The sequence below is a fragment of the Lacticaseibacillus jixianensis genome, assembly GCF_003946485.1.
Taxonomy (GTDB): domain Bacteria; phylum Bacillota; class Bacilli; order Lactobacillales; family Lactobacillaceae; genus Lacticaseibacillus; species Lacticaseibacillus jixianensis.
This window is the reverse complement of the sequence record NZ_RHOJ01000006.1, coordinates 96,916-118,948: the sequence shown is the minus strand read 5'-3', so window position 1 is coordinate 118,948 and position 22,033 is coordinate 96,916. Positions and strand designations below refer to the sequence as shown.

The following is a 22,033-nucleotide window of genomic DNA, read 5'->3' as shown; positions in this document are numbered from 1 at the left end:
AATTCGCTGCTGTACTTAGTCATAAGAAAAGCCCCACAATCATCAGACTTATCGTCTAACAATTGTAGGGCACTTCAGATCGTCAGGGTCTTTTTGGCGCGCCAGCGCAAGCATGCGCTAGGCTTCAGTCATCTTCGTCACGCTAACGTGGTGGGCGGCCAGCAGCTGCAGCGCATACGGATCATTGTGGTAGTCATGCGCGTAGCAGACCGCCGCGGCCCCCGCCTGGATCAGCGCCTTGGTGCAGTTCAGGCACGGAAAATAGGTCACGTAGACGGTCGCCCCGCGCGTTGACACCCCGTTTTCCGCGCACTGCAAAATCGCATTCATCTCGGCGTGGAGCGTGCGGATGCAATGGCCATCGCGCATTAAATGGCCCGCCTCGTCGCAGTGAGGATCGCCAGTGATGCTGCCATTGTAGCCGGTCGCGATGATGCGATGGTCGACGACCAAAAGCGCCCCCACCGTCGCCCGCTCACACGTGGAGCGCTGGGCCACCACGGTTGCCAGCTGCATGAAGTACTGATCCCAGGACTCGCGGGTATGGTGGCGGGTCGAGGGCACAATTTGATCGGTCATGCTTGTGATTCTCCTTTCAGCGGTGCGTAGTCATCCTTGTAGGCCGCCCAACCGGGGGCATCGGGCAATTGCGGGTGGCGCGCAGTGAGCCACTCGCGGCCCAGCCGGATCAGGCCGCGGTGCAGCCGGATCCATGTGTCCGGCGGCATCAGGCGCTCCAACCGGGCCTGGATCTGGTCCGGGGTGGCGTTTTTGGGCGCGATCCCAAAGCCGCGAATGATCCGGCTCACGTGCGTATCAACGGCAATACCAGGCAAGTTGAAGGCATCGGTCCGCACGACGGTCGCCGTTTTGCGGCCCACCCCGGGCAGGCTCGTCAGCGCTTCGTAGGTCTGCGGCACCACGCCGCCAAACTCAGCCACCAAGGCAGCGGATAACGCCTTGAGGTACTTAGCTTTGTTGTGGTAAAGGCCCAACCGGTCGATCTTGGCTTCGATCGCCGGCAGTGGTGCTTGCGCCATGGCCGCCGGCGTTGGGTAAGCCGCAAACAAGGCGGGCGTGCAGGCGTTAACGGCCACGTCGGTCGTTTGCGCCGACAGCATGACCGCTACCAGGATCTGGTAAGGATCATGCGCCACCAGCGTCGGCTGAGGATCCGGGTAAAGGGCCAGCACCAGGTTCAAAAGCGCAACGGCGCGGCTGCTCATAGGCCCAGGTGCCTTTCCTGCTCGGCCTGGACCTGCGCCGGCGTCGTCAGGTGCTTTTTCTCCCAGTTCAGCAGGATGCGGTCCATGTAGCGCAGCGAGTAGGCCTGATTCAAGACCGCCTCGCGCAGCGCCAACGTGATCATCTCCGGCGCGTAGTGATCGATGGTCAGCCAGTCGGTGATCGTCTGCTGCTCAATGGGCGACAGCGGGCGGCCGAACTCGGCCTCGATCTGGCTGAACACCTGTTGGTTTGCGGTTTGCGCCTGGTTTTTCACCGTTTGCCCGGCCGGCTTGAGGACCGCGTCTAACAGCGGGGTCACGTCGTACTGGTCGATCAGCTGGCCGCCGCGGCCTTGGCGTTGGACCAGCTGCACGGCCTTTTTTTGGATCAGCGACTCGATCACCGTGTACAGATCCTGCTGCTTGAGCTTGGTCGCCGCGGCTAAGGCGGGCAGCGCCGGGGCCTCCTGGTGGTGCTGACCCCAGTCCGCCAAAAACAGGTACACGACAAACTCGCGGTGCGTCAAGGCCGTCTCCGCAAAGTGCGCAAACAGCGCCTGCGACAGGCTCGTCTGCCCCGCGGCGAGGTAACTACTCAGCTCTGCCATGGCTACTCCTCCTTCGAAAAAAGGCCGGGCCTAAGCCCAGCCCATCGATCACGGCTTCAACCGGTTGATCATCCGCGGGAACGGAATTGCTTCCCGCAAGTGATCCAGGTGACAGATCCACGTGATGGCCCGTTCAAAGCCCAGGCCAAAGCCAGAGTGCGGCACGCTGCCGTACTTGCGCAGATCCAAGTACCATTCGTATTCGCCCAGGTCCAGCCCCTTGGCCTCGATCGCGGCCTTCAACTTGTCGTAGTCGACTTCACGCTCGGAGCCGCCGATGATCTCGCCGTAGCCTTCTGGCGCCAGCAGATCGGCGCAGATGTACGTGTCATCACGCCCCGCCTCGGGCAGCATGTAGAACGGCTTGATCGCCTTCGGGTAGTTCAAGACGAACACTGGCTGCTCAAACTGCTCAGACAGGTAGGTCTCTTCGGGGGAGCCGAGGTCATCCCCCCACTTGGTGTCAAAGCCGCCCTCTTGAAGCATTTCGATGGCCTTGTCGTAGCGGATCTTCGGGTATGGCGTCTTGACGTAGCGCTTCAGGATCTCCGGATCGCGGTCGATCAGCTTGAGCTCGTAGGCGCAGTTATCGAGCACGGACTGCACCAGGTAGGCGATGTAGTTTTCCTGCACGCGGAGGCTTTCCGCCTGGTGCGTGAAGGCCATTTCCGGTTCGATCATCCAGAACTCGGTCAGATGCCGGCGGGTCTTGCTCTTTTCCGCGCGGAACACCGGGCCAAAGGTGAAGACTTTACCGTAGGCCATGGCCCCGGCTTCGGCGTAGAGCTGGCCGGACTGGCTCAGGTAGGCCTTTTGGTCGAAGTACTCGGTTTCAAACAGCTCCGTGGTCCCTTCTGGCGCGCTGCCAGTCAGGATCGGTGGGTCCATCTTGATGAAGCCTTCTTGGTTGAAGAACTCATAGGTGGCCCGGACCATTTCGTTGCGGATCTGCTGAATCGCGAACTGGCGCTTGCTGCGCAGCCACAGGTGGCGGTGATCAAGCAGGAATTCAATGCCGTGCTCCTTTGGGGTGATCGGGTAGTCTTCGCTTTCGCCGACCACTTCGATATCGTGGACCTCGATTTCGTAGCCAAAGTGGCTCCGTGCGTCCTCGTGGATCTCGCCAGTCAACCACATGCTGGTTTCCTGGCGCATGTCCTTGGCGGTTTGGAACACCGCTTCCGTCACTTTATTCTTAAGCACCACCCCTTGGAAAAAGGCGGAGCCGTCGCGCAGCTGAAGAAACGCGATTTTCCCGCTGGACCGTTTGTCCGTCAGCCATGCGCCGATGCGGACCTCCTCACCCACGTGGTCCTTTGCGTCTTTGATTCGGATCTCTTGCGTCATAGGTTGTATCCCCTTACTAGTTATTTCCAACAAATTTATCGATGCGGCCGATCGCGTCCAGCAGTGAATCCTTGGCCGTGGCGTAGCTCAGCCTTGCGTAGTCGGGCATGCCAAATGCCCGCCCCGGGACCAGCGCCACGCCAGTTTCCTGGAGCAAAGCACTGACAAACTCGTCCACGCTGGTGTAATGCGTGAGCGCTGCGGCCCGCTTCACCTTTGGAAACAGGTAAAACGCCCCTTGCGGCTTGTCCGGAAGATCAAAGCCCGGCAGCTTTTGGACCAGCGGAAAAATGGTGTTGAGCCGGTCTTCAAAGGCTGCCCGCATCGCTTCTACCGCCTTGCCATCGCTGGTGAAGGCGGCCACCGCCGCGTACTGACTGGCCGCAGTCGGATTGCCGGTGGCGTGCCCGAGCAGCTTGCCGAGGGCCGCGATCAGCTTCTCCGGCCCCGCCGCAAACCCGATCCGCCAGCCGGTCATCGCGTAAGACTTCGAGACCCCGGAGATCAGTACGGTGTTCGCGGTGATGGCCGGGTCGATCTCGATCATCGAGGTGTAGGTCGCCCCGTTGTAAAGCAGATCCCGGTAAATATCATCGGCGACCACCAGGACATGGTGCTTCAAGGCCCAGTTGCCGATCAGGGTCAACTCCTGGCGCGAGTACACCGCCCCGCTGGGATTCTGCGGGGAATTGATGATCACGGCGCGGGTGCGGGCCGTGCGGTTTTGCTCCAGCTCGTCAACGGTGACCTTGAAGTGGGCCGCGGCCACGACCGCCCGCGGGCGTCCGCCGGCCAGGCGGATCTGCTCGACATAGGAAACCCACCCCGGCGTCGGTACCAACACCTCGTCACCCGGCTCAAGCAGCACCTGAAAAAGGCCGTACAGGGCGAACTTGGCGCCGGTCGTGACGGCGATCTGCGCCGGCGCATAGACGGTGCCGGTCTGCTGGGCAATATGGTCAGCAATCGCCGCCTTCAGTGCGGGAATGCCGGTGGCCGGGGTGTAGAAGCTGGCCTGCCCGGAATTGATCGCCGCGGTGGCCGCCTGGTCGATGAACGCCGGCGTGGTGAAGTCGGGCTGTCCAATTGACAGGTCGATCACATCCTGGCCGGCCGCCTTCATCTGCTTGGTCAAACTGCTGATTGCCAGCGTCGCCGAGGGAGCAACGGCGTTGATTCGTTTCGCTAAATGCATATGATCCCTCCTTTGCCGCTCGCTACAGGTTGCGGATCGCGGACACTTGGGCGCCCGTCTTAAAATCATACGTCACGTAACCCAGTTTACCAGACTTTGTGACGTAGCCAACATCCCAGACGAATTTCTTTGCCCGCCAGCGCATGCCGAGTGACAGGATCTTCCGCGGCGCGTATGTCGCGCGGGCCTGAGCCGCCGCCGCACTGCCACTGATGCCGCTGGTTTGCGGCGTCACGCGCACCTTGCCCGTCTTTTGCCGGATCAGCACGTACAGCCTTTTACCCCGGTTAGTCGTCCCTTGCACCGTCAGGTAAGCGTCGCTTTCCTTGTCCCAGTAAAAATTGCTGACGGTCGTGACGCCCGCGCTTTTGCGGGCGATCGTCGTCGCCTGGCTGCGCACCGAATGCAAGGGACTCAGCGCTCGCACATAGGCGCCGATAATGATGGCCAGGATCACCAGGCCCACTGCGGGCCCGATCAGGTTCTGCCAGTTATTTCGATTAGAGCGCATCGTGGTTCTCCTTTAATAATAATGTGTGGTCAAGCCACGCCGTCGCCAGCGGGATCAGCTCCTGCAGGGGCAGGCTCATGGGCTTGAGGTTAGGCAGGCTCTTGGCCATTTGCCGCCCGTAAGCGGTGGTGCCGAGCCGGGGATCCAGCACGATGAAGACGCCGCGGTCGCGCTCGGTGCGGATCAGCCGGCCGAAGCTCTGCCGAAACCGCAGGATCGCGCGCGGCAGCATGTCCGCGGTAAACGGATCCGCGCCCGCCGCCGTCAGCGCCTGCTCGCGCGCCCGCACCGCCGGCTGCTGCGGGTTGTCAAACGGCAGCCGCGTCAAGATCACCTGCTCCAGCTGCTTATCGGGGTAGTCGACCCCCTCAAAGAAGCTGGCCGCCCCGAGCAGCAGGGTCTGCTCCCCCACCGCAAAGCGCTTGGCGATCCGGGAGGCGGTGCCCGTGACCCCTTGGGCAAGCAGTTCCCGCTCGCCGGCGATCGGCAGCTTGGCCAGCCGCTCGTAGACCGCGGAGATCATTTGCAGCGAGGTGAACAGCGCCAGGGTTTGGTGGTGGCCGGAAGCGAGCTGCGCGATCGCACTTGCCAGGTAATCGGCGTAAGCCGCCGGAGTCAGGTCTGCCGCGTTTGGGGCGTCGCTCGCCAAGAAGACCTTGGCCTGCGATTTGTAGCGGAAGGGACTGCGCAAACGCAGCGTGGCCGCTTCCGGCAGCGGCGCATAGCCCAGCTGCTTGGCCAGGTAATCAAACTTGCGCCCCACCGTCAGGGTCGCCCCGACGAACACCGGCGCGGTGAAATGAGCAAGTTCATCTTGAATGATAGCACCTGCGGCAAAGCGCGTCCAAGCGACCCCGAGGCTCAGGCGATCATTCTGGTTCGCCAAAGTCAGGCTGACCACCACCTGGGCCTTCGCCAGTGCCACTGGGTCCAGCTGCTGGAGGCGGCTGGTCTGCCTTGCCAGCGCGCTGACGAGGCCGGCGAACCCTTCAAGCAGCGGGGCGCTGCCAAAATGGCTGGCCTGCGCCTGCACCTGCTTGGCCACCACCGTCACTGCCTGCAGCAGCGCGGGCAGTGCCCGCTTGAGGTGAGCCAGCGGCGCCGCAAGGATCTCGTTGACTTGCGCCAGGCTCGCTTGATCAAGCGTCAGGCTGACCTGCCCGCTGGGGTGGGCCACCGGGGTGAACGCCTGCTGATAAAGCCGGCTCTGGAGCCGCTCGATCTCCCCAACCAGGGATTCGCTGACGGTCAGCTGGCTTTGCAGGCGGTAAGTCAAAGCCGCTTCGCCGCGCGTCAAAGCCAGCAGGCCCCCGCCCTGCTGGTTTTCGATGAACGACTGCAACTGGCCGAGCCGCCGGCGCAGTTTGGCCAGGTCCAGCACCTGGGAGAACGCCTCTGCCGTCGTGTCGGCAAAATGCTGGGCCTCGTCGACCACGAGAAACGGCGCTTCTTGCGGCAGCTCGTTAAAGTGGCGCGCCAGGTAGGCGTGATTGGTGATGACAATGGCTGCCTGCCGCAGGTTGGCCTGCAGGCGGGCCCAGAAATCCACCGCGGCATACGGGCCAGGCACCGTCAGCCGGGCATCCCCCGTGGCCTGGATGCGGGCAAACAGAGGCGCATGGTAGTTGGTGAGGTGCAGTTCGTCTAGATCTCCGGTCGTCGTGTGCGTCAGCCAGACTAGGATCTTCATTTGCAGCAGTTGCGTCTGGCGGTTCACGTGCTTGAGGCGCAGGCTCGCCGCAAATTTGGCCAAATCGAGGTAATGGCGCGGGCTCTTGAGCATGACTGCAGGCAGGCTGAGGCCAGTCACCTCGCGCACCGCCTGCACTTCGCGCGCCATCAGCTGCGTCTGCAGGACCGTCGTGTGCGTCGCCACGATCAGCGGCCGGGCCGAAGTGGCAACGTAGGCATACGGCAACAGGTAGCCGAGGCTTTTCCCGGCCCCGGTGCCGGCTTCGATCATCAGCGGGGCCTTTGCGCCCAGGGCGTTTTGATGGATGAGGTCCATCATTTGCGCCTGCACCTTGCGAAACCGAAACCGCGGCCGCAGCAGCGCCTTTTTGGCCGCGTCAGTCCCAGGGTATTGCGCAGTCTCAGGGCCCGCCGGCGCCTGCCTGGGCCGGCGGATCACCAGGTCGCCGACGCGCATCAGCTGATCTGCGGGCAATTGCCGCGGCTGCTTTGCAGCGGCCAGAAACGCGCCGGTATCACGAAGAAGAAAGTGTCCGCGCTGGGTGAGTTGGTCCTGCAAGGCGCTGGGCAGTGCTTGAAAGGTCTCACGCAGCCGCCACAGCAGTTTGGCGGTGCTGATGGCGTCACTGTCAGCGCGGTGCGGATGATCATGCTCGATGCCAAGCACTGCAGTCAAGTCGCTCAGCCGGTAGCTGGCGGCCGTGGGCAAAAGGATCTGCGCCAGCTCCACGGTGTCGACCGCCAAGTTATCAAGCGGCGGCTGGCCGGCCTGCGCCAAGGCGTGCGCCAGAAACGGGTAATCAAAGTTGACGTTGTGCGCAACGATCACGGCATCCCCGAGCAGCCGCCGGATCTGCTCGGCCACGTCGGCAAAGTAAGGCGCCGCGGTCAGATCCGCCGGGTGGATCCCGGTCAGCTGCTGAATGTTTTGGGGGACCGGGCGATCCGGGTTGATCATCTGCGACATCGTGGTGAGGATCCGGCCGTTTTGCATAATGGCACAGCCAAACTGAATGATGCGATCCGAGTCACGCTCGGTGCCGGTGGTTTCCAAATCGATCACCGCATAAATGGGGCCTTGCGCCATGGCCAAATCTTCCTTTCTTCTCACCTAGTTTGTCGCCGGCTTGACCACCGGCAACACCTCGTGCACATCGCCGGTCTCCAGTAGGACCAGGTACCGGTGCTGGACCGGCCGGTGGGTCATCAGCATCAGCGCCTGGGCGTAGACTTCAAGCTGGCCCTGATAGCGGTCGATCACCTGCGCCAAATGGGTCCCAATGTGGTCCGTCTTGTAGTCAAACAAGATGATCCCCTCAGGCTGGTCGATAAACCCATCGATCACCCCGTGCACTAGCACGTCCCCTTCCACGTGGCCAACTGAAGCGGCCGTCTGCGCGGCCAGCAGCGCGCTGGCCGGCCACAGCAAGGAGAACGCCTGCTCGCGGTGCACGCGGGCGGGCGCGGCTTGTAGCTGCTGGCCCAGCGGCGTCGTGAAGAACGCGGCGACCTTCGCCAGCGGCAGGTGGGCCCGCACCGCCGGCGTGATCAGGCCGGCTTGGGCCAGGGCGTCCGCCGCCGCGCCCAAGGCGGCCTCATCAAGCGGACCGGTTAAGGCGACCTGCTGCAGCAGCAGGTGAGTCGCCGTCCCCACCGCGGTTGCGCTGACGGCGGCATCATCCTGCAGGAACGTCGGCGTGGCAAAATCGCCGGTCAGGCGCTGCCCCCCTTTGGGGAAGGCCGCCGGCTGGGCGTCGGCCACCGCAGGATCTTCAAACACCCGCTTCAGCTCGGTCACGCTTTGAAACCCGGTGGTGGTGGTCCCCAGTTGGTCGGGGTACCGCGCATTCAACCAGTCCGCCAGCTGGGCGGAAAAGTCCGGCAAGGCGGGCGCGGCTTGGGCCGGGGCTTGCGGCAACTGGGCGGCCGCGGCAAGCGGCTGGTCCTGGAAGTTGAACACGATGTTCGCCTTGGCCGCGTCGGCCGCAAGGGCCCCCAAAGCGGGCGCCCCGGCAAGCGCGCCGGTACGCGCCAGGGTCATGCCGAGCCAATCCAGCGGCGACTGCGCGCTCATGCGCAGCGCGGCTGGCAGAACGAGGTCAGAATTGGCCGCCGCCTTCAGCCAGTTGGCCTCCAGCTGCGCCTGCGTCAGCAGGTGCCCCTGGCTTTTGGCCGTCCCCACAATGAAGAGCTGCTGCTCAGCGCGGGTCAGCGCCACATAAAGCAGGCGCATCTCCTCGGCAAGCAGCTGCCTGGTCTTTTCGGCCTTGGCCAGCTGCCACTGCGGCAGCGGGTACTCCAGAAACGTCTGCGGATCGCGAAACTTCAGGCCGACCAGTTCCGGCTTGGCGGCATCTGGTCCCGCCGCCTGTCCCTGGCTGAGGATGAACGGCCGCTTGAGGTCCTGCTTATTGAACGGCTTTTCTGTGTTCAGCAAGAAAACAATCGGGAACTGGAGCCCCTTACTCCCATGGATCGTCATGAGCGAAACCGCGTCGACGTCTGGGGCAAGCGCCACCGGCAAAGCCAGATCCTTATTCTGCTTTTGCATCGTCTCGATGAAGCGGACAAAGGCAAACAAGCCCTTGAAGCCGCTTTTTTCATACTCGGCCGCCCGCGCGGCAAGGGCCCGCAGGTTGGCTTGCCGCTGCCGACCGCCCACCTGACTGCCGGCGATCTCCAAGAACCCGGTTTGTTCGTAGATGTGCCAGATCAGCGCGGACAGCTCGTGCGTCCGGGCGTAAGTGCGCAGCTCCGCCAGCGACTGCGTGAAGGCCGCCAGCTTCTGCTGCAGCGCCGCGGCGGCCGGGGTCTTCGGCGCCGGCTGCTGCGCGTAGGCCAGCACCGCCTCGTCGTAGGGCCCCGGCGCAAACAACCGAATGCGGGCTAGGTCATCGGCGGTGAGGCCGACCAGCGGCGAGCGCAGCACCGCCGTCAGCGGGATCTCCTGTTTGGGGTTGTCGATCACCCGCAGCAGGCTCAGCATCACCATGAGTTCAGTGGTTTTAAAGAAATTCTGCGTCTTGGTGATCACGATGGGGATGCCTGCTTCCGCAAAGGCCTGTTGCAGCGCGATGTTGTTGCTCTGCGTGCGCGTCAATAGCGTGATGTCGCGGTACCGCACCCGCCGTTCGTGGCGGGCCTTGCCGGTTTGGCCGGGCTGGGCCTCTTTGACGTAAAGTCGGGCCGGACTATCTGGAGCGACCAGCTGCTGAATGCGGGCGGCCACCAGGCGCGCCTGCGCTGCGCTTACGTCTTCCCCGTCTGCGGCATCAGCCGCGGCCGGCTGCTCCGAAGCCTGCGCTGGTGCCTCCGGCTTGGCGACTTCGATCAGCAATTCGGTGCTCAAGCGGTAGGCGTGGGTCTTCTGGTCTGTTTCATCTTGGTAATCATAGCCTTGGTTTTCGTGCAGGCGCTCCGCTTCCGTGTAGGCGATGTCCCCCAGCGCTTCGTCCATGAGCTGGCCGAACACCAGGTTGGTGAAGGCCAACACGTTTTCCGTCGAGCGGAAGTTCTGGTTTAGCGTCACCAGTTGACCATCGCTAGCCGGCTGCGAATAGCGGTGGTAGCGCGTCAGAAACTTCTGGGGATCGGCCAGGCGGAAACCGTAAATGCTCTGCTTCACGTCGCCCACCATGAACCGGTTGCCCGGGTGCGTGCGGCTCACGGCGTCGAGCAGGCCGTCCTGCAGCGGGTTAATGTCCTGGTACTCGTCGACCAGGACCTCGCGAAACTGCTGGCGGTAGTGGTCGCCGACGGTCAGCCCGGAATCATCCGGCAAAGGGGTGTTCAGGATCTTCAAGGCGTTTTGCGCAATGTCGCCAAAGGTTTGCACGCGGCGCGCAGCCTTTTCGGCGGTCATGGCGCGCAAATATTCCAGCATCACGGCCTGCAGCGTCTGCGCCAGCTGCCGGGTCTGCGGCAGCGCGGCGGCCAAATCACCTGGCGTAATGGTGAACCACGCCTGCTGCGCTGTGAGCAGCGCCTTCGCCTCGTCCCGCAGCTGCTGCGCGGTTTGCACCGCGTCTCGCACGTCGTCGTACTTCTTGGCGCGCGCCGCCTTCCAGGTCGGAAACGTGAGTGCCTGCACCGCTTCAAACGCGGCGGCGTAAGTAGGCTCGGTAAGGCCGGCGAGCTGCCGGGCAGCCGCTAAGGAAGGCGCAATGATGTCCGCCCAGGGCTTGCTGGCCGGGATCCCGGCCACCAGTTCAAAGGCCTGGGTGAGTAATGCGACCGCGTGAAGCGCGGCTGGCCGCACCGTTTGCCAGATCTTGCCCATCCAGGCCGCCTCGTTATCCTGGTAATCAGCGGCCAGCCGCTTCAGGTAACCCACCGGATCCTTGGTCGTCATCGCGTACTCGTAGAGCGCAAAGACCACCTCCTGCAACCCGTCTTGGGTGGCGCGCGCCGCAAAATTGGCGGTCAGGGCCTCAAAGGCCTCCCGGTGGGCTGGTGCGCTCAGCAGATTCACGCGCAGGTCTTCCCACACCCGCGTCTTCAACAGGAGCACTTCGGTGTCATCGGTCAGCATGCGGTAGCCGGGGTCCAAGTCGATCACGTAGTAGTAATGATCGACGACCTGCTTGGAAAAGGCGTCCAAGGTCATGATGTTGGCCGCGCTGGCCTGGGCGATCTCCTTGGCCAGGCGCTGGTGCTGATCCGCCGTCAACTCCCCGGCAGCCAGGCGCTCGCGGAGCTTGGTCTCGATCTTCAGCTTCATTTCGGCCGTCGCGGCGTTGGTGAACGTCACGATCAGCATTTTGCTCAAGGAGGCGTCAGGATCGGTGAGCAACCGGTGAATGATCCGGTCGACCAGGACCTTCGTTTTCCCCGAGCCCGCGCTGGCCGAAACCAGCAGATCGGTGCCTTGTAAGGTCACCGCCCGCTCCTGGTCCGGCGTGCGCTTCACTTGTTCAGTCATTTTCCTTGCCCTCCTGTTCCGACGCGATCAGCTGCATCACCTGCGTAAACGTCAGCGGCTGGACGTGGTGGTAATGATCGCCGCCGGTCGCCGGATCAAAGCGCATGATCGCCTGATAATCACTGCGGGTGATCACGTCGGCCTCTTGCTTGAACTGCAGCGGCGCCAAGCTGATCACACCGCTTAAAATCTGGTCAGCCGCCTGCGCGATCAGCCGCTCGTTGTGGGCAAGCAGCAGGCCGAGCTGCGACTGCTGGATCCGTTTGGCGCGCCCGGCAGCGGCCAGGGCCCCATCCTTTTTCAGGCTCAGTTCCACGACTGGTGATTGGCTGCCAGCGCCCTGGCCCGGCGTAAGCGCCGAGTCGAACGCCTCGATCAGCTTTTCCCGGTGAGCCGGCGCCGCCTGGTCCGGCAAAATGATCAGGCCCTTGAGCTGAAATTTCGCCAGCAGGGCGTTCGGCTTGGTCTGATCCTGATAATTGAGCCGCGGCAAGGTGAACACAAAGTACTCAGCCCCGGCCGGCAGCATTCCCGCGAACGGCCCGGCGGCCTTTTGGACCGCGTCGATGTACGTCAGCAGCTGCATGGACTTGCCGTAGTACGCGTCCTGCATGGAAAAATCGTGGGTGCTGGACTTGTAATCGAGGACCATGAAATACGGCTGCTCATCGACCAGCGCCTCATCCAGCCGGTCGATCCGTCCAGAGACGGTGACCTGCCGGCCGCCGGACAGCGGCAGCTCCAGCCCGGCCAGGCGCTTATCGCGGCCGAAGACCAGCTCCGTTTCCTTCGGGCGAAAGCGCGTGCGCGCCTGCTGCCGGCGGATCATCAGCGCATTTTGGCTCAGCATCGTGCCAATTTGCTGGGTCACGTACTGCCAGTACGCATCGGCCTGCAAGATCTCAAACCCGGGCTGGGCGGCCGCGGTGCGCACCAGGCCCGCGACCAAGCTGCTCAGCTTTGCCTCTGTCAGGTCGCCGAGCGCCGGGTGCTCCCGCAGCAGCTGCTCCATGACGCCGTGGTACAGCACCCCGGAATCGGCCGGCGTCAGCTCAAACTCTGGCCGCTTGCGCAGCTTCAGCCCGTAGCGCAGAAAGTACTCAAACGGATTGGCGTAGTAGCGCTCCAGCTGCGAAATGGAGATGTTCATGTGCGGTGAGTAAAGCTGTTCGGCGAGCGCCGGCGTGAGGCTGCCGATCGGGTTCTGCGTCCCTGCGGCCGCCGCCATCCGGGCAGCCAACGGGCCCAGGGGCGCGGGCGCTTGCCGCAGCACCTGCAAGACCTGCTGCCAGGCCGCCGGTACGCCGGTGCCACTGGCCTTGGCCTGGGCGAAAATGCGCATGTAGTCCGCCAGCATCCCGCGGGCGCTGCTAAACGCCTGCGGGAATGGCGTCGTCAAGTCAACGCCGGGCCACTGGGTCTCCGGCACATCAAAGTAGGCTTCCAGCTGCGTCAGGTAGCTGGAAGCGTGGTTTTCATTGTCGGCGTACACCGGGTAGCTCAAAGTCAGCCGGTCGCTGCCCGCCATCATCGCCAAATAATTGATGAACGCATCCCAGAGGGCGCTTTCCGCGCCGGCTTCCGGGAGGTACACCCCCGCTCCCAGCAGCGGTTGCAGCGCCGCCCGGTCGGCAGCCGTGATGATCGGGTGATCGGCAGGCGTGTCGGGCATCACCTGGCTGGTCGCACCGATCACGAAGACTTGCCGGAATTTAGGCAGCCGGCTCAGCCCAGTTTCGGACACCGTGATTTGATCGAGCGTGGACGGGATCTGCGTGTAGGTCGCCCCGGCAAAGCCGGCGTCAAGCATCTCGGCAAACTCTTGAAGATCAAAGGCGTCCGCGCCTTTGATCATGGCAAAGTCGTCCAGCAGCGTCATTAACGTCGCCCACGCCTGCTCGCCCGCCGTGGCCGCCGTGAGGGCGCCGCTCGCAATGGCGGCCTGGCGCCACTGATCCAGCACCGTCGTGACCCCGCTTTGCTTCAGCCACTGGTATAACACGGTGGCGCCGGCAGTGCCGGTCGTGGCCTGCTGCCAGCCGGCAAACAGCGCCGGCAGCGTTGCCTTGACGAACGCCCGGACCAGGTTGACCTGCGCGGTTTTGGCTTCATCGACGACGAACTGATCATTTTGCTTGTGGTCGATGTACTGCCACGGCTCGGCGGTCAGCCAGGCATCGCCGAACTTGCCGGTTTTAAGCAGGAAATTATCCGTCACGTCCAGCGCCTGGCGAAAATCGGCCAGCGCCACGCCGCTGGGGATCAGCAGCTCGGTTTTCAGCAGCCGCATCATGTCCTCGTACTGGTAGTGATGCCGCTGCACGGCAAACAGGCTCTGGATCAAGGCCACCAGCGGGTGATTCTGCATCGGCCGCTCGCGGTCAATAAACACCGGCAGCCCCTGCTCGTCGAACACCGGCTGCAGGTACGGTTCGTACGGTCCTAGGTACCGCGCCACGATCAGAAAATCCCGGTAGCGGAGCGTCTGGTCCTGGTGAAGCGCGTGCTTGATCGCCCGGGCCACCGCGCGCAGTTCCGTGTAAGGTTCGCTGGCCTTGGCGATCGTGAGCCCGCCTTGCACCGCCGCCAAGGCCGCAGCGGCAAGCGGCTCCTGGGTGCTGTGCGCGCCGCCGTATTCCGTTTGCCAGAACTGATCCAGCCCGCCCACCAAGCTCGCCGGGCCGTGAAGCGGCCGGCACCACGCGGTTTTGACCGGGGGCGCTGGCCGCAGGTCCGCGACGGAATGGCTGAGCTGATAGTAAAGCTTGGCGGCGGGCAGAAAGAGGGCCGGCCCTTCTGGCACCGCCTGGGGCACACGGTCCAGGGTCAGCGCCACCGTCAAGTCCGCGCCCGTGTGTAAGATGGTGTGGACCAGGTGAAACTCACTGGCGGACAGGTCGTTGAAGTGATCAAGGAAGAACGCCGCGTGCTGCATCTGGCCTTGATGCTTGAGCACCCACTGGGTCAACTGCTCAAGCAGGGCGGCGTTGGTCGCAAACCCGCTCGCCCGCTGTTCGTAGGCTTCGGCCACCACCTGCAGCTCGCGCAGCTTCTCGGCGTCCTGCAAGCTGCTTTCACCGCGCGCCACCGCGTCCTTGAGGAGCGCCGCCGTCACCCGGCCAGTCTGCAGCTCGGCCAGCTGATCGGCCAGCTCGGCAAAAAAGCCGGCGTTGTGCACGGAGCCGGCAAACAGATGGAGCTGGGCCGCGGTTTGCGGGTCACTGAGCAGGTCCTGGAACACCTTGCTGACCAGCATCGTGTTGCTGGCGCGGTCAAGCCGCGGCTGCTGATAACCCGGCGTGTCCTTCAAAAAGTACCAGGCCAGGCGGCTGAACGACAGGACTTGCAGCCCAGAGACTGCAAACTGCGACCGGCTGCCGGTTTTGGCCCGCAGGGTTTGCAGTAAGCTGACCTCGGCCTCGAATTTGACGTGGTTGGGCACGAGGTAGAACACCTCGCGGCCGGCGGCAAGCGCAGCCGCGGCGGCTTCGGCCATCGCCGTTTGGTGGTCCGTCGTGGCGGTTCCAAGATAAAATTGCAGGGTCATGATCTGCGCCTCTCCTTCACTTTGACTGCTATAAGTTTAGCATAAGCGGCTAGTCCCCACACCGCCGATGGGGTATCATTTATAGGAACAAAAGGAGCGATTCTATGCATCAAGCCATTGGGACAAGCTGTGCCAAAATCATTCTTATCGGGGAGCACGCCGTCGTGTACCGGCAGCCGGCCATCGCCCTGCCAATCAAATCGATCCGGCTGACCGCGACGCTCACGCCGCGCCAGGGCCTTGCCCAAACGGTCCGGTCCAGCTTCTACACCGGTGCGCTTGCCGCCGCCCAGCCGCCGTTTAGCGGCATCACCAAGTTGATCCGCCAGCTGTTGACTTTCTTTGACGCCCGCAGCCAGGGGTTCACCTTGACCCTGACCAGTGCGCTGCCGGCCGAGCGCGGCATGGGGTCATCCGCCGCGTGCGCCGTGGCGATCGTGCGCGCCTTTTACGCCGCCTTTGACGCGCGGCTTGACCGCGCCACCTTGCTGAACTGGGCGGCAGTTTCAGAAAAAGCGATTCACGGCAATCCCAGCGGCCTTGATGCCGCCACCACCTCGGCGGACCGGCCGCAGTGGTTCGTGCGCGGCCAGGCGCCCCGGCCGATCCATTTTCCCCGCCACGGCTTCTTGGTAATCGCCGACTCCGGTGAGATGGGGCAAACCGGCGCCGCGGTCGGCCACGTCGCCGACCTGCTGCGCCAGGACCACGCCCGCTACCAGCCCCTGATTGCCGGCATCGGCCACGCCGCGCGCCAGGCCGCCGTGGCCTTGGCCCAGGATGACCTCAAAAGCCTGGGCACCCAGCTGACCGCCGCCCAAGCTGCGCTGGCGGCGCTGGGCGTCAGCGACAATAAACTCGACGCGCTGGTGGCCGCCGCCATGCACGCCGGCGCACTGGGCGCTAAGCTGACCGGCAGCGGCCAAGGCGGCTGCCTGATTGCGCTGGCGGTCGATCACGCCGGTGCCGCCGCCATTGAGGCCGCCTTGAAAAAGGCCGGCGCGGTGGCCACTTGGCAGTACGATTTTTCTGAAAGTGAGGCACTTCAATGACCACCACCGCACGCGCACACACCAACATTGCGCTGATCAAATACTGGGGCAAGCGGGACGCCAAGTTGATCCTGCCGTACACCAGCAGCGTGTCCTTGACGCTGGATGACTTCTACACGGACACCACCGTCAGCTTTAACCCGGAGCTTGGCTCAGACCAGTTCACGCTGAACGGAACCGCGCAGGCGGCGCCCAAGGTCACCGCGTTTCTCGACCTGGTGCGCGCGCAGTCCGGCCGCCGCGAGTTTGCTCAGGTCGCCTCGGTCAATCACGTCCCGACGGCCGCCGGGCTCGCCAGTTCCGCGTCGGCGTTTGCCGCACTGGCCCTGGCCGCCAGCCGGGATGCCGGGTTGCGCCTTGCGCCAGCGGCCCTGTCGCGCTTAGCTCGGCGCGGCAGCGGCTCGGCGGCCCGTTCGATCTACGGCGGTCTGGCCATTTGGCACCGCGGCGAAGACGACCTAACGTCCTTTGCCGAACCGCTGCCCAAAACCACCCTGCCCCTGCGCATGATCGTGGTCATGGTCGACGCCGGCCAAAAGCCAGTCTCTTCGCGGCAGCTGATGGCCAACACGGTGGCGACCAGCCCTTACTACCCCGCTTTTGTGAAGAGCAACGAGCAAGCCGCTGCCGCCATGGTCGCCGCCCTGGCGGCAGCCGACTTCACCCGCATCGGGGAGCTCACCGAGCAAAGCAGCGCCCGCATGCACGCGGCGATCCTGGCGGGCAGCCCCGCCTTCACCTATTTTCAGCCGGATACCATGGCGGTATGGCACACCGTGCAGGCGCTGCGCCAGCAAGGCGTACCCGCATACGCCACCATGGACGCGGGCCCCAACGTGAAGATCCTGACCCTGGCGCCTGCCGTCCCGACCATCCAAAAGGCCCTAAGCGCGTTTGGCGGTCGCCTGCTTGTGGCGGCGCCGGGTCCGGCAGCCCAAGTACTGGAGGCAAAGTAATGAGCCAATCCATTCAGTCCCACCGCAAGGACGAGCACGTCTTCTTAGCGGAAAAGTTCTTCCAGGACCAGGCAGCCGCGGGCTTTGAGCAGGTGCGGCTGTTGCACGACCCGCTGCCAGAAACCGCCGTGGCGGACGTCTTGGTGGCCCCTGGGCTGTTCAACTGGCAGTGGCCGTTTTTCATCAACGCCATGACCGGCGGCTCCAAGCAGACGGGCGTCTACAACCAGCAGCTGGCGGCAATCGCGGCGCACACCGGGCTGGCCATGGCGACGGGGTCGCAGGCTGTCGCGCTGAAAGAACCGGCGCTTGCGCCCACCTTCAGCATTGTCCGCGAAACCAATCCCACCGGCTTTCTTCTCGCCAACATCGGGGCGGACAAGACCGTGGCCCAGGCGCAGGCGGCGATTGCGATGATCGGGGCCGACGCGCTTGAGATCCATCTAAACGCGGTGCAGGAGATCGTCATGCCCGAGGGCGACCGCGATTTTCACTGGTTGACGCAGATCAAGGCGTTAGTCGAGGGCGTCGCCGTGCCGGTGATCGTCAAAGAAGTCGGGTTCGGGATGACCCGTGAGGCGCTGGCGAAGCTCAAAACCGCCGGCGTCCGCTACGTTGACGTGGGCGGCCGGGGCGGGACAAACTTCGCCCGCATCGAAGGCGTGCGCCGTCAGGGCGATCAGTTCGCGATGCTGGCCGACTTTGGGCAAAGCACGGTTGAATCCCTGCTTGAGGCCGGCGCCAGTGGACTCACCATCCTGGCGACCGGCGGCGTGCGCAGCCCCTGGGACGTGCTCAAGGCCCTGCGCCTGGGCGCCAGCGCTGTCGGCATCAGCGGGCTCGCCTTGCACTGGCTGATCCAAGAGGGCCCGGCGGCTGCGGAAGCGCACATCAAGCAGTGGCAGGCCATGCTGCCAGCGCTGATGGCCATGCTCGGCGCTAGGGACGTCAAGGCCTTGCAGAACGTACCCGTCGTCGTGGCCCCGGCGCTGGCCAGTTACGCCCAGCAGCGGGGGTTGGCGCTGCCTTAACCGCAACAGTCATTCGGATCATCGCCGCGGCGCGTCTCATCACCCACCGCTCCGCCAAAGCAAACGTCCCTGCTTCGCGACTTAAGATCGTGAGGCAGGGACGTTTTTGGTTTGTACGCACCCCGGCAAGCGCTGCTTAGATGCGCAGGCCTTTGGGATAGGCGTTCTTGATGGTGCCGCTGACCGCCTTGCCCAGGGCAAAACCGCGGCCTTGGTAGGTCAACAGCACGGTTTGCTTGCTGGTCAAAGCCGGCCGGCTGAGCGTCTCCCCGTGGCGGTAGCGGGCAAACTCGTCTTCGCTGACGGCCACCACGGTCTTGAACGCCGCTGGGGCAAGGGCCGTGGCCAGCGCGTGGGCGGGCTCAAAGCGGCCGCGCTTAAAGGTGCCCAGCGTCAGCCCCGTGCGCAGGATGTGGATGCCTGGCAGCGCCGGGGTATCAGTCGGCAGGGTGGCCAGGACGTCGCGGTTCAGCGTGAGCGGCAGGTTCAGCGGCGCGGCCAGGCTCGCCTGCTCAAAGGCGGCAAAGTCGCGCTGCTGCTCGCGGTTCAGCCGCACCGGGGCCACTGCCCGGGGCCGCGCCGCAGCGGCGCTCCCCGCCTTTTGCAACTTGGACACAAAATGGCCCTCGCCGGCCACCTGGTGCGGCCACAGCCGGGCGGTGCCAGCCAAGGCCAAGTCGCCGTTCGCCCAGTCCGGGCGGCCATCGGCGATGCCGGCGACTTTCTCAATGGGCAGCACCGAAAGCGCCAGGTGCTGCGTCGCCCAGGCCACGATCTGCTCGTCTTCTTCAGGCGCGAAGGTGCAGGTAGAATAGACCAGAACGCCCCCTGGCCGCAGCATTTTGACCGCTTCGGTCAGGATCTCGCGCTGGCGCTCGGCGCAGCTTGCTGAATAGCTCGGGGTCCAGTAGCTCATCGCGTCCGGGTCCTTGCGAAACATGCCTTCGCCGGAGCACGGCGCGTCGACCAAGATCCGGTCGAAAAATTCCGGCAAAAGGGCGGCCAGGTGCGCCGGGTCGGTATTCGTCACCAGTGCGTTCGTCAGCCCAAAGCGTTCGAGGTTGCTGGACAGCACCCGCGCCCGGCCGGGGTTGATCTCATTGGCGACCAAAAGGCCCTGCTGCTGCATGTAACTGCCCAAATGGGTGGACTTGCCGCCAGGGGCCGCGCACAGGTCCAGCACCCGCTCCCCAGGCTTTGGCGCAGCGACGGTGCCCACAAACTGCGCGCTGGGCTCCTGACTGTACACGTCGCCGGCCACGTGCGCCAGCGATGCCCCCGCCACTTTCCCGTAATGGCCCCACTGACTCCAAGGGATCGCCGGGGCCGCGGCCGTTGCTTCGTGCAAGGGATTGGTCCGAAAGCCGGCCGCGGCGGAAGCGTCAAACGTCGCCAGGAAGGCCGCCGCATCCGCTTTGAGGAGCGTTTCATACTTCGTGATAAAGCCTGCTGGCAGGGTCATGCTGGATCATCCTTTCCACTTGCGCTGCGCATCAAGAAAACGTAAAGCACGGCAATTGCCAAGCCCCACAGGCCAACCGCAAACAGCACGGCCCGCAGGTGGTTGCTCAGGTAAAACCACCAGTTGACGGCAAGCAGCCCTAAGCCGGTGTCAATTGCGGCATACCCGCTCACCCGCAGCCACAGCCCGCGGAGCGTCCGGTGCCGCGATTCCAGCGGCAGTTCAGCCGGCAAGGCGTGCTGCATGAACCAGCCGGTCAGCCAGGCCAACAGCGCCGCCAAGGCCGCAAGCCCTGCGCACAGGGTCAAGGTCAGCCCCATCGTCGCCCAGAAGTCACCCGCCGCACTGCGCTGGCGGTACTGGTACCCCGCCGCGCGGCCGCCCAGCAGCCGGGCGAGTTGGCGCTTCTGCGCGGGAGTCTGCTGGCCGTCCGCGTAGATCGTCATTTGACTGACGCGCAGGTGGTTCGCCTCGCTGCCGCTGGCGTTGAAAAAGCGCACGGCATTGAGGCGGCGACTGCGCGGCGAGGAAATGATCCCGAGCACGGGGATGTATTCACCGGCCTGCTTGGCGTACTGCTGGTGGCTCCCGACCGTCAACGCCTTGGCATGGTCCTGCCCGACCACCATGACCGGCAGCGATGAGGCCAAGTCCGCGTCGGAGAACCACTGCCCGGACGCCAGCGGCAGGCTGCCGTAGTCCCCCTTGGCAAACAAGTAAACCCGCGAATCACTGGCCCGAAACTGAACCTGAAAGTCGGTCAGATCGCTTTTCGCCAGCTTGGCCGCCGCCTCTGGCAGGGTCATTCGGGCATCGGACTTGATCCGCACCGCATCCTCCGTCAAGTTGAAATGGTCAAGGAGTTCGGCGTACTCGGTCTGGTCGTGAGCGGACCAGACGAAGCCGGCGGCCAAGATCATTAGGAACCAGGCCGCGCCCAGAACAATCAATCGCTTCACTTGCGCCACCCTTTCTATTTAATCAGGTAGATCCGGTCATTGATCGCATCAAACCGCGGAAACTGCCGGTTCAAGGTCAGCAGCCGCCGGTCCGGGACGAACTGGGCCAGCTGCCAGAACAAGCGGCTATCCGTGGCCCCCGCCCGCTCCCCGATCACAAACAGGGGCAGATTACTGAAGCGGCGCCGGAGCAGCTGCAAGAACGCGGCGTCGCTCCACTCGTGGTCTGGCGACCAGGCCATGACCACCGCGTCAACGGCCTCACCGTATTGCCACAGCGCAGCGCTGGCCCCCGCTTGCCTCACCGGCACCAACGGATGGCGGCCCGTCTCGTTTTGCGGCCGCCACGTGAGACTGTCAGTGGTGATGACTGGGTTGCCGGCCGCCTGCAGCCCTGCGCTGACGTAGCCGTTGCCCGCCGCCACTTCCAAGTAGCGCTGGCGGCCGAACAGCTCAGTCCAGGACGTGAACAGCGCAGTTTGCACGAACGCCCACATGCCGTAGTGGTAAGCAATGTACTGCCGGTAATTACGCAGTAGGTGATCTAAGTCGCGCACCGCCTTTGCAGGCACCCCAAAGGCGTATTCCGCCTCGGCCATTGCCTCGCCAGTCAGGCCAAGCCGCGGCAGGGGCAGGTTAGGCAACCGGCTGGCGGCGACGGCTTGCCGCCAAGCCGTCAGCGCGGTCAGTTGCGCCGTGACGGGCCGGGTCGGCATCTGGGCCGCCAGCGCCGTGATGTTATTCCAATAATCCAAACAGGCCTCCAATAAGAAAACAGCACGAACCGGCTGGCGCACCCTAAAACGCAGGCGTCCCCGCCTCGCGATTCAGGCATACAATCGCGAAGCAGGGACTGATTTCACCGTGATTTGTTCTTCAAACCCTACTGCCGGAACGTTCGCGGGACGGACCGCTGCTTCAGAAAACGAGCCGCGGGCACAGGTCACATTCGCCAAGCAGATTTAGTGAATGCCCAAGGCCATGCGCGCCTCCCGACTCATTCGCTCCGGGCCCCACTGCGGGTACCAAACAAGGTGAATGTCGACGGAAGTGATGCCATCGATGGCCAGCAGCGCCTGGTGGATCCCGTCGTCAAGCATGTCCGTCAGCGGACAACCCATCGTGGTCAGGGTCATTTCAACGTCGCAGTGGCCGGTTTCATCCAAGTCGACCCCGTAAATCAAGCCCAAGTTAATGATATCGATCCCGAGTTCCGGGTCGATCACCGTTTCCAGGGCCTTCACAATGGCCTGCTTCATCTTGGCGAAGTAGGCGTCTTCTGCGGGCGTTTGCGGCTTCTCGTCTGCCAATGCGCTCGCCTCCTACTCGTTTGCTTTCAGCGTGCCGCCGACTGCGTAATGGGCCGGGCTCATTTCGTTTAACACGATGTGCACGTGCTCGGCCGGCGCGCCTGTGTTTTTCACGATCGCGGCGGTGACGTCCTTGCACATCTGGGCTAGCTGCGCCGGGGTGCGGCCTTCGATGAGATCAATGTGAACTAATGGCATGTTATCGCTCCTTTATGC

At 63.9% G+C, this 22,033-nt stretch carries 17 protein-coding genes; 3 read left to right on the top strand and 14 right to left on the bottom strand.

Annotated elements, in window-relative coordinates:
* Positions 1–117 precede the first annotated feature (117 nt).
* Genes EKM85_RS04510 through EKM85_RS04470 form a run of 9 tightly spaced genes read right to left on the bottom strand, consistent with a single transcriptional unit; the run spans position 118 to position 15,047 of the window.
* A complete protein-coding gene (locus EKM85_RS04510) occupies positions 118–579 on the bottom strand; it encodes a deoxycytidylate deaminase (protein WP_125585074.1) in 462 nt (153 codons plus the stop codon).
* Positions 576–1,226, bottom strand: coding sequence for an endonuclease III domain-containing protein (locus EKM85_RS04505; RefSeq protein ID WP_125585073.1), 651 nt, complete (start codon positions 1,224–1,226; stop codon positions 576–578). The genes EKM85_RS04510 and EKM85_RS04505 overlap by 4 nt, the downstream gene beginning before the upstream one ends.
* Positions 1,223–1,834 carry a DnaD domain-containing protein gene (locus tag EKM85_RS04500; protein ID WP_125585072.1) on the bottom strand — a complete coding sequence of 204 codons (612 nt, stop codon included), beginning with the start codon at positions 1,832–1,834 and terminating at the stop codon, positions 1,223–1,225. Before EKM85_RS04500 ends, EKM85_RS04505 begins: the two co-directional genes overlap by 4 nt.
* A gap of 48 nt (positions 1,835–1,882) precedes the next feature.
* Positions 1,883–3,181, bottom strand: coding sequence for an asparagine--tRNA ligase (gene asnS, locus EKM85_RS04495; RefSeq protein ID WP_125585071.1), 1,299 nt, complete (start codon positions 3,179–3,181; stop codon positions 1,883–1,885).
* Positions 3,182–3,197: 16 nt separating this feature from the next.
* On the bottom strand, positions 3,198–4,376 hold the full coding sequence (locus tag EKM85_RS04490) for a pyridoxal phosphate-dependent aminotransferase (RefSeq protein ID WP_125585070.1): 1,179 nt from the start codon (positions 4,374–4,376) through the stop codon (positions 3,198–3,200).
* Between the two features lie 22 nt (positions 4,377–4,398).
* The gene (locus EKM85_RS04485; RefSeq protein WP_125585069.1) at positions 4,399–4,887 is read right to left on the bottom strand and encodes a cell wall elongation regulator TseB-like domain-containing protein; all 489 of its coding nucleotides are present in this window, start codon (positions 4,885–4,887) and stop codon (positions 4,399–4,401) included.
* Positions 4,877–7,666: a helicase C-terminal domain-containing protein gene (locus EKM85_RS04480; RefSeq protein ID WP_125585068.1), complete on the bottom strand. Its 2,790-nt coding sequence runs from the start codon at positions 7,664–7,666 to the stop codon at positions 4,877–4,879. Before EKM85_RS04480 ends, EKM85_RS04485 begins: the two co-directional genes overlap by 11 nt.
* A gap of 24 nt (positions 7,667–7,690) precedes the next feature.
* The gene (gene addA, locus EKM85_RS04475; protein WP_125585067.1) at positions 7,691–11,500 is read right to left on the bottom strand and encodes a helicase-exonuclease AddAB subunit AddA; all 3,810 of its coding nucleotides are present in this window, start codon (positions 11,498–11,500) and stop codon (positions 7,691–7,693) included.
* Complete coding sequence (locus tag EKM85_RS04470; protein WP_125585066.1) at positions 11,493–15,047, bottom strand: PD-(D/E)XK nuclease family protein; 3,555 nt, start codon at positions 15,045–15,047, stop codon at positions 11,493–11,495. The genes addA and EKM85_RS04470 overlap by 8 nt, the downstream gene beginning before the upstream one ends.
* 104 nt (positions 15,048–15,151) lie before the next feature.
* Between EKM85_RS04470 and mvk the strand changes: the two genes are divergently transcribed.
* The 3 genes from mvk to fni are packed head-to-tail and all read left to right on the top strand — an operon-like array spanning position 15,152 to position 18,086.
* The gene (gene mvk / locus EKM85_RS04465) at positions 15,152–16,099 is read left to right on the top strand and encodes a mevalonate kinase (protein ID WP_125585065.1); all 948 of its coding nucleotides are present in this window, start codon (positions 15,152–15,154) and stop codon (positions 16,097–16,099) included.
* On the top strand, positions 16,096–17,055 hold the full coding sequence (gene mvaD / locus EKM85_RS04460; protein ID WP_125585064.1) for a diphosphomevalonate decarboxylase: 960 nt from the start codon (positions 16,096–16,098) through the stop codon (positions 17,053–17,055). Before mvk ends, mvaD begins: the two co-directional genes overlap by 4 nt.
* Entirely contained in the window at positions 17,055–18,086 is a 1,032-nt protein-coding gene (gene fni, locus EKM85_RS04455; protein ID WP_125585063.1) for a type 2 isopentenyl-diphosphate Delta-isomerase, read from the top strand. The genes mvaD and fni overlap by 1 nt, the downstream gene beginning before the upstream one ends.
* 136 nt (positions 18,087–18,222) lie before the next feature.
* Here the strand turns inward: fni and EKM85_RS04450 are convergent, their stop codons facing one another.
* From EKM85_RS04450 to EKM85_RS04430, 5 genes are all read right to left on the bottom strand, one after another.
* Positions 18,223–19,548, bottom strand: a complete 1,326-nt coding sequence (locus tag EKM85_RS04450) for an RsmB/NOP family class I SAM-dependent RNA methyltransferase (protein ID WP_125585062.1) — start codon at positions 19,546–19,548, stop codon at positions 18,223–18,225.
* A complete protein-coding gene (locus EKM85_RS04445; RefSeq protein WP_125585061.1) occupies positions 19,545–20,507 on the bottom strand; it encodes a hypothetical protein in 963 nt (320 codons plus the stop codon). The genes EKM85_RS04450 and EKM85_RS04445 overlap by 4 nt, the downstream gene beginning before the upstream one ends.
* 14 nt (positions 20,508–20,521) lie before the next feature.
* On the bottom strand, positions 20,522–21,262 hold the full coding sequence (locus EKM85_RS04440) for a response regulator (RefSeq protein WP_164510660.1): 741 nt from the start codon (positions 21,260–21,262) through the stop codon (positions 20,522–20,524).
* 207 nt (positions 21,263–21,469) lie between these two features.
* Entirely contained in the window at positions 21,470–21,766 is a 297-nt protein-coding gene (locus EKM85_RS04435) for a metal-sulfur cluster assembly factor (protein ID WP_125585080.1), read from the bottom strand.
* 63 nt (positions 21,767–21,829) lie between these two features.
* Positions 21,830–22,015, bottom strand: a complete 186-nt coding sequence (locus EKM85_RS04430; RefSeq protein ID WP_125585060.1) for a 2-hydroxymuconate tautomerase — start codon at positions 22,013–22,015, stop codon at positions 21,830–21,832.
* Positions 22,016–22,033: the final 18 nt, after the last annotated feature.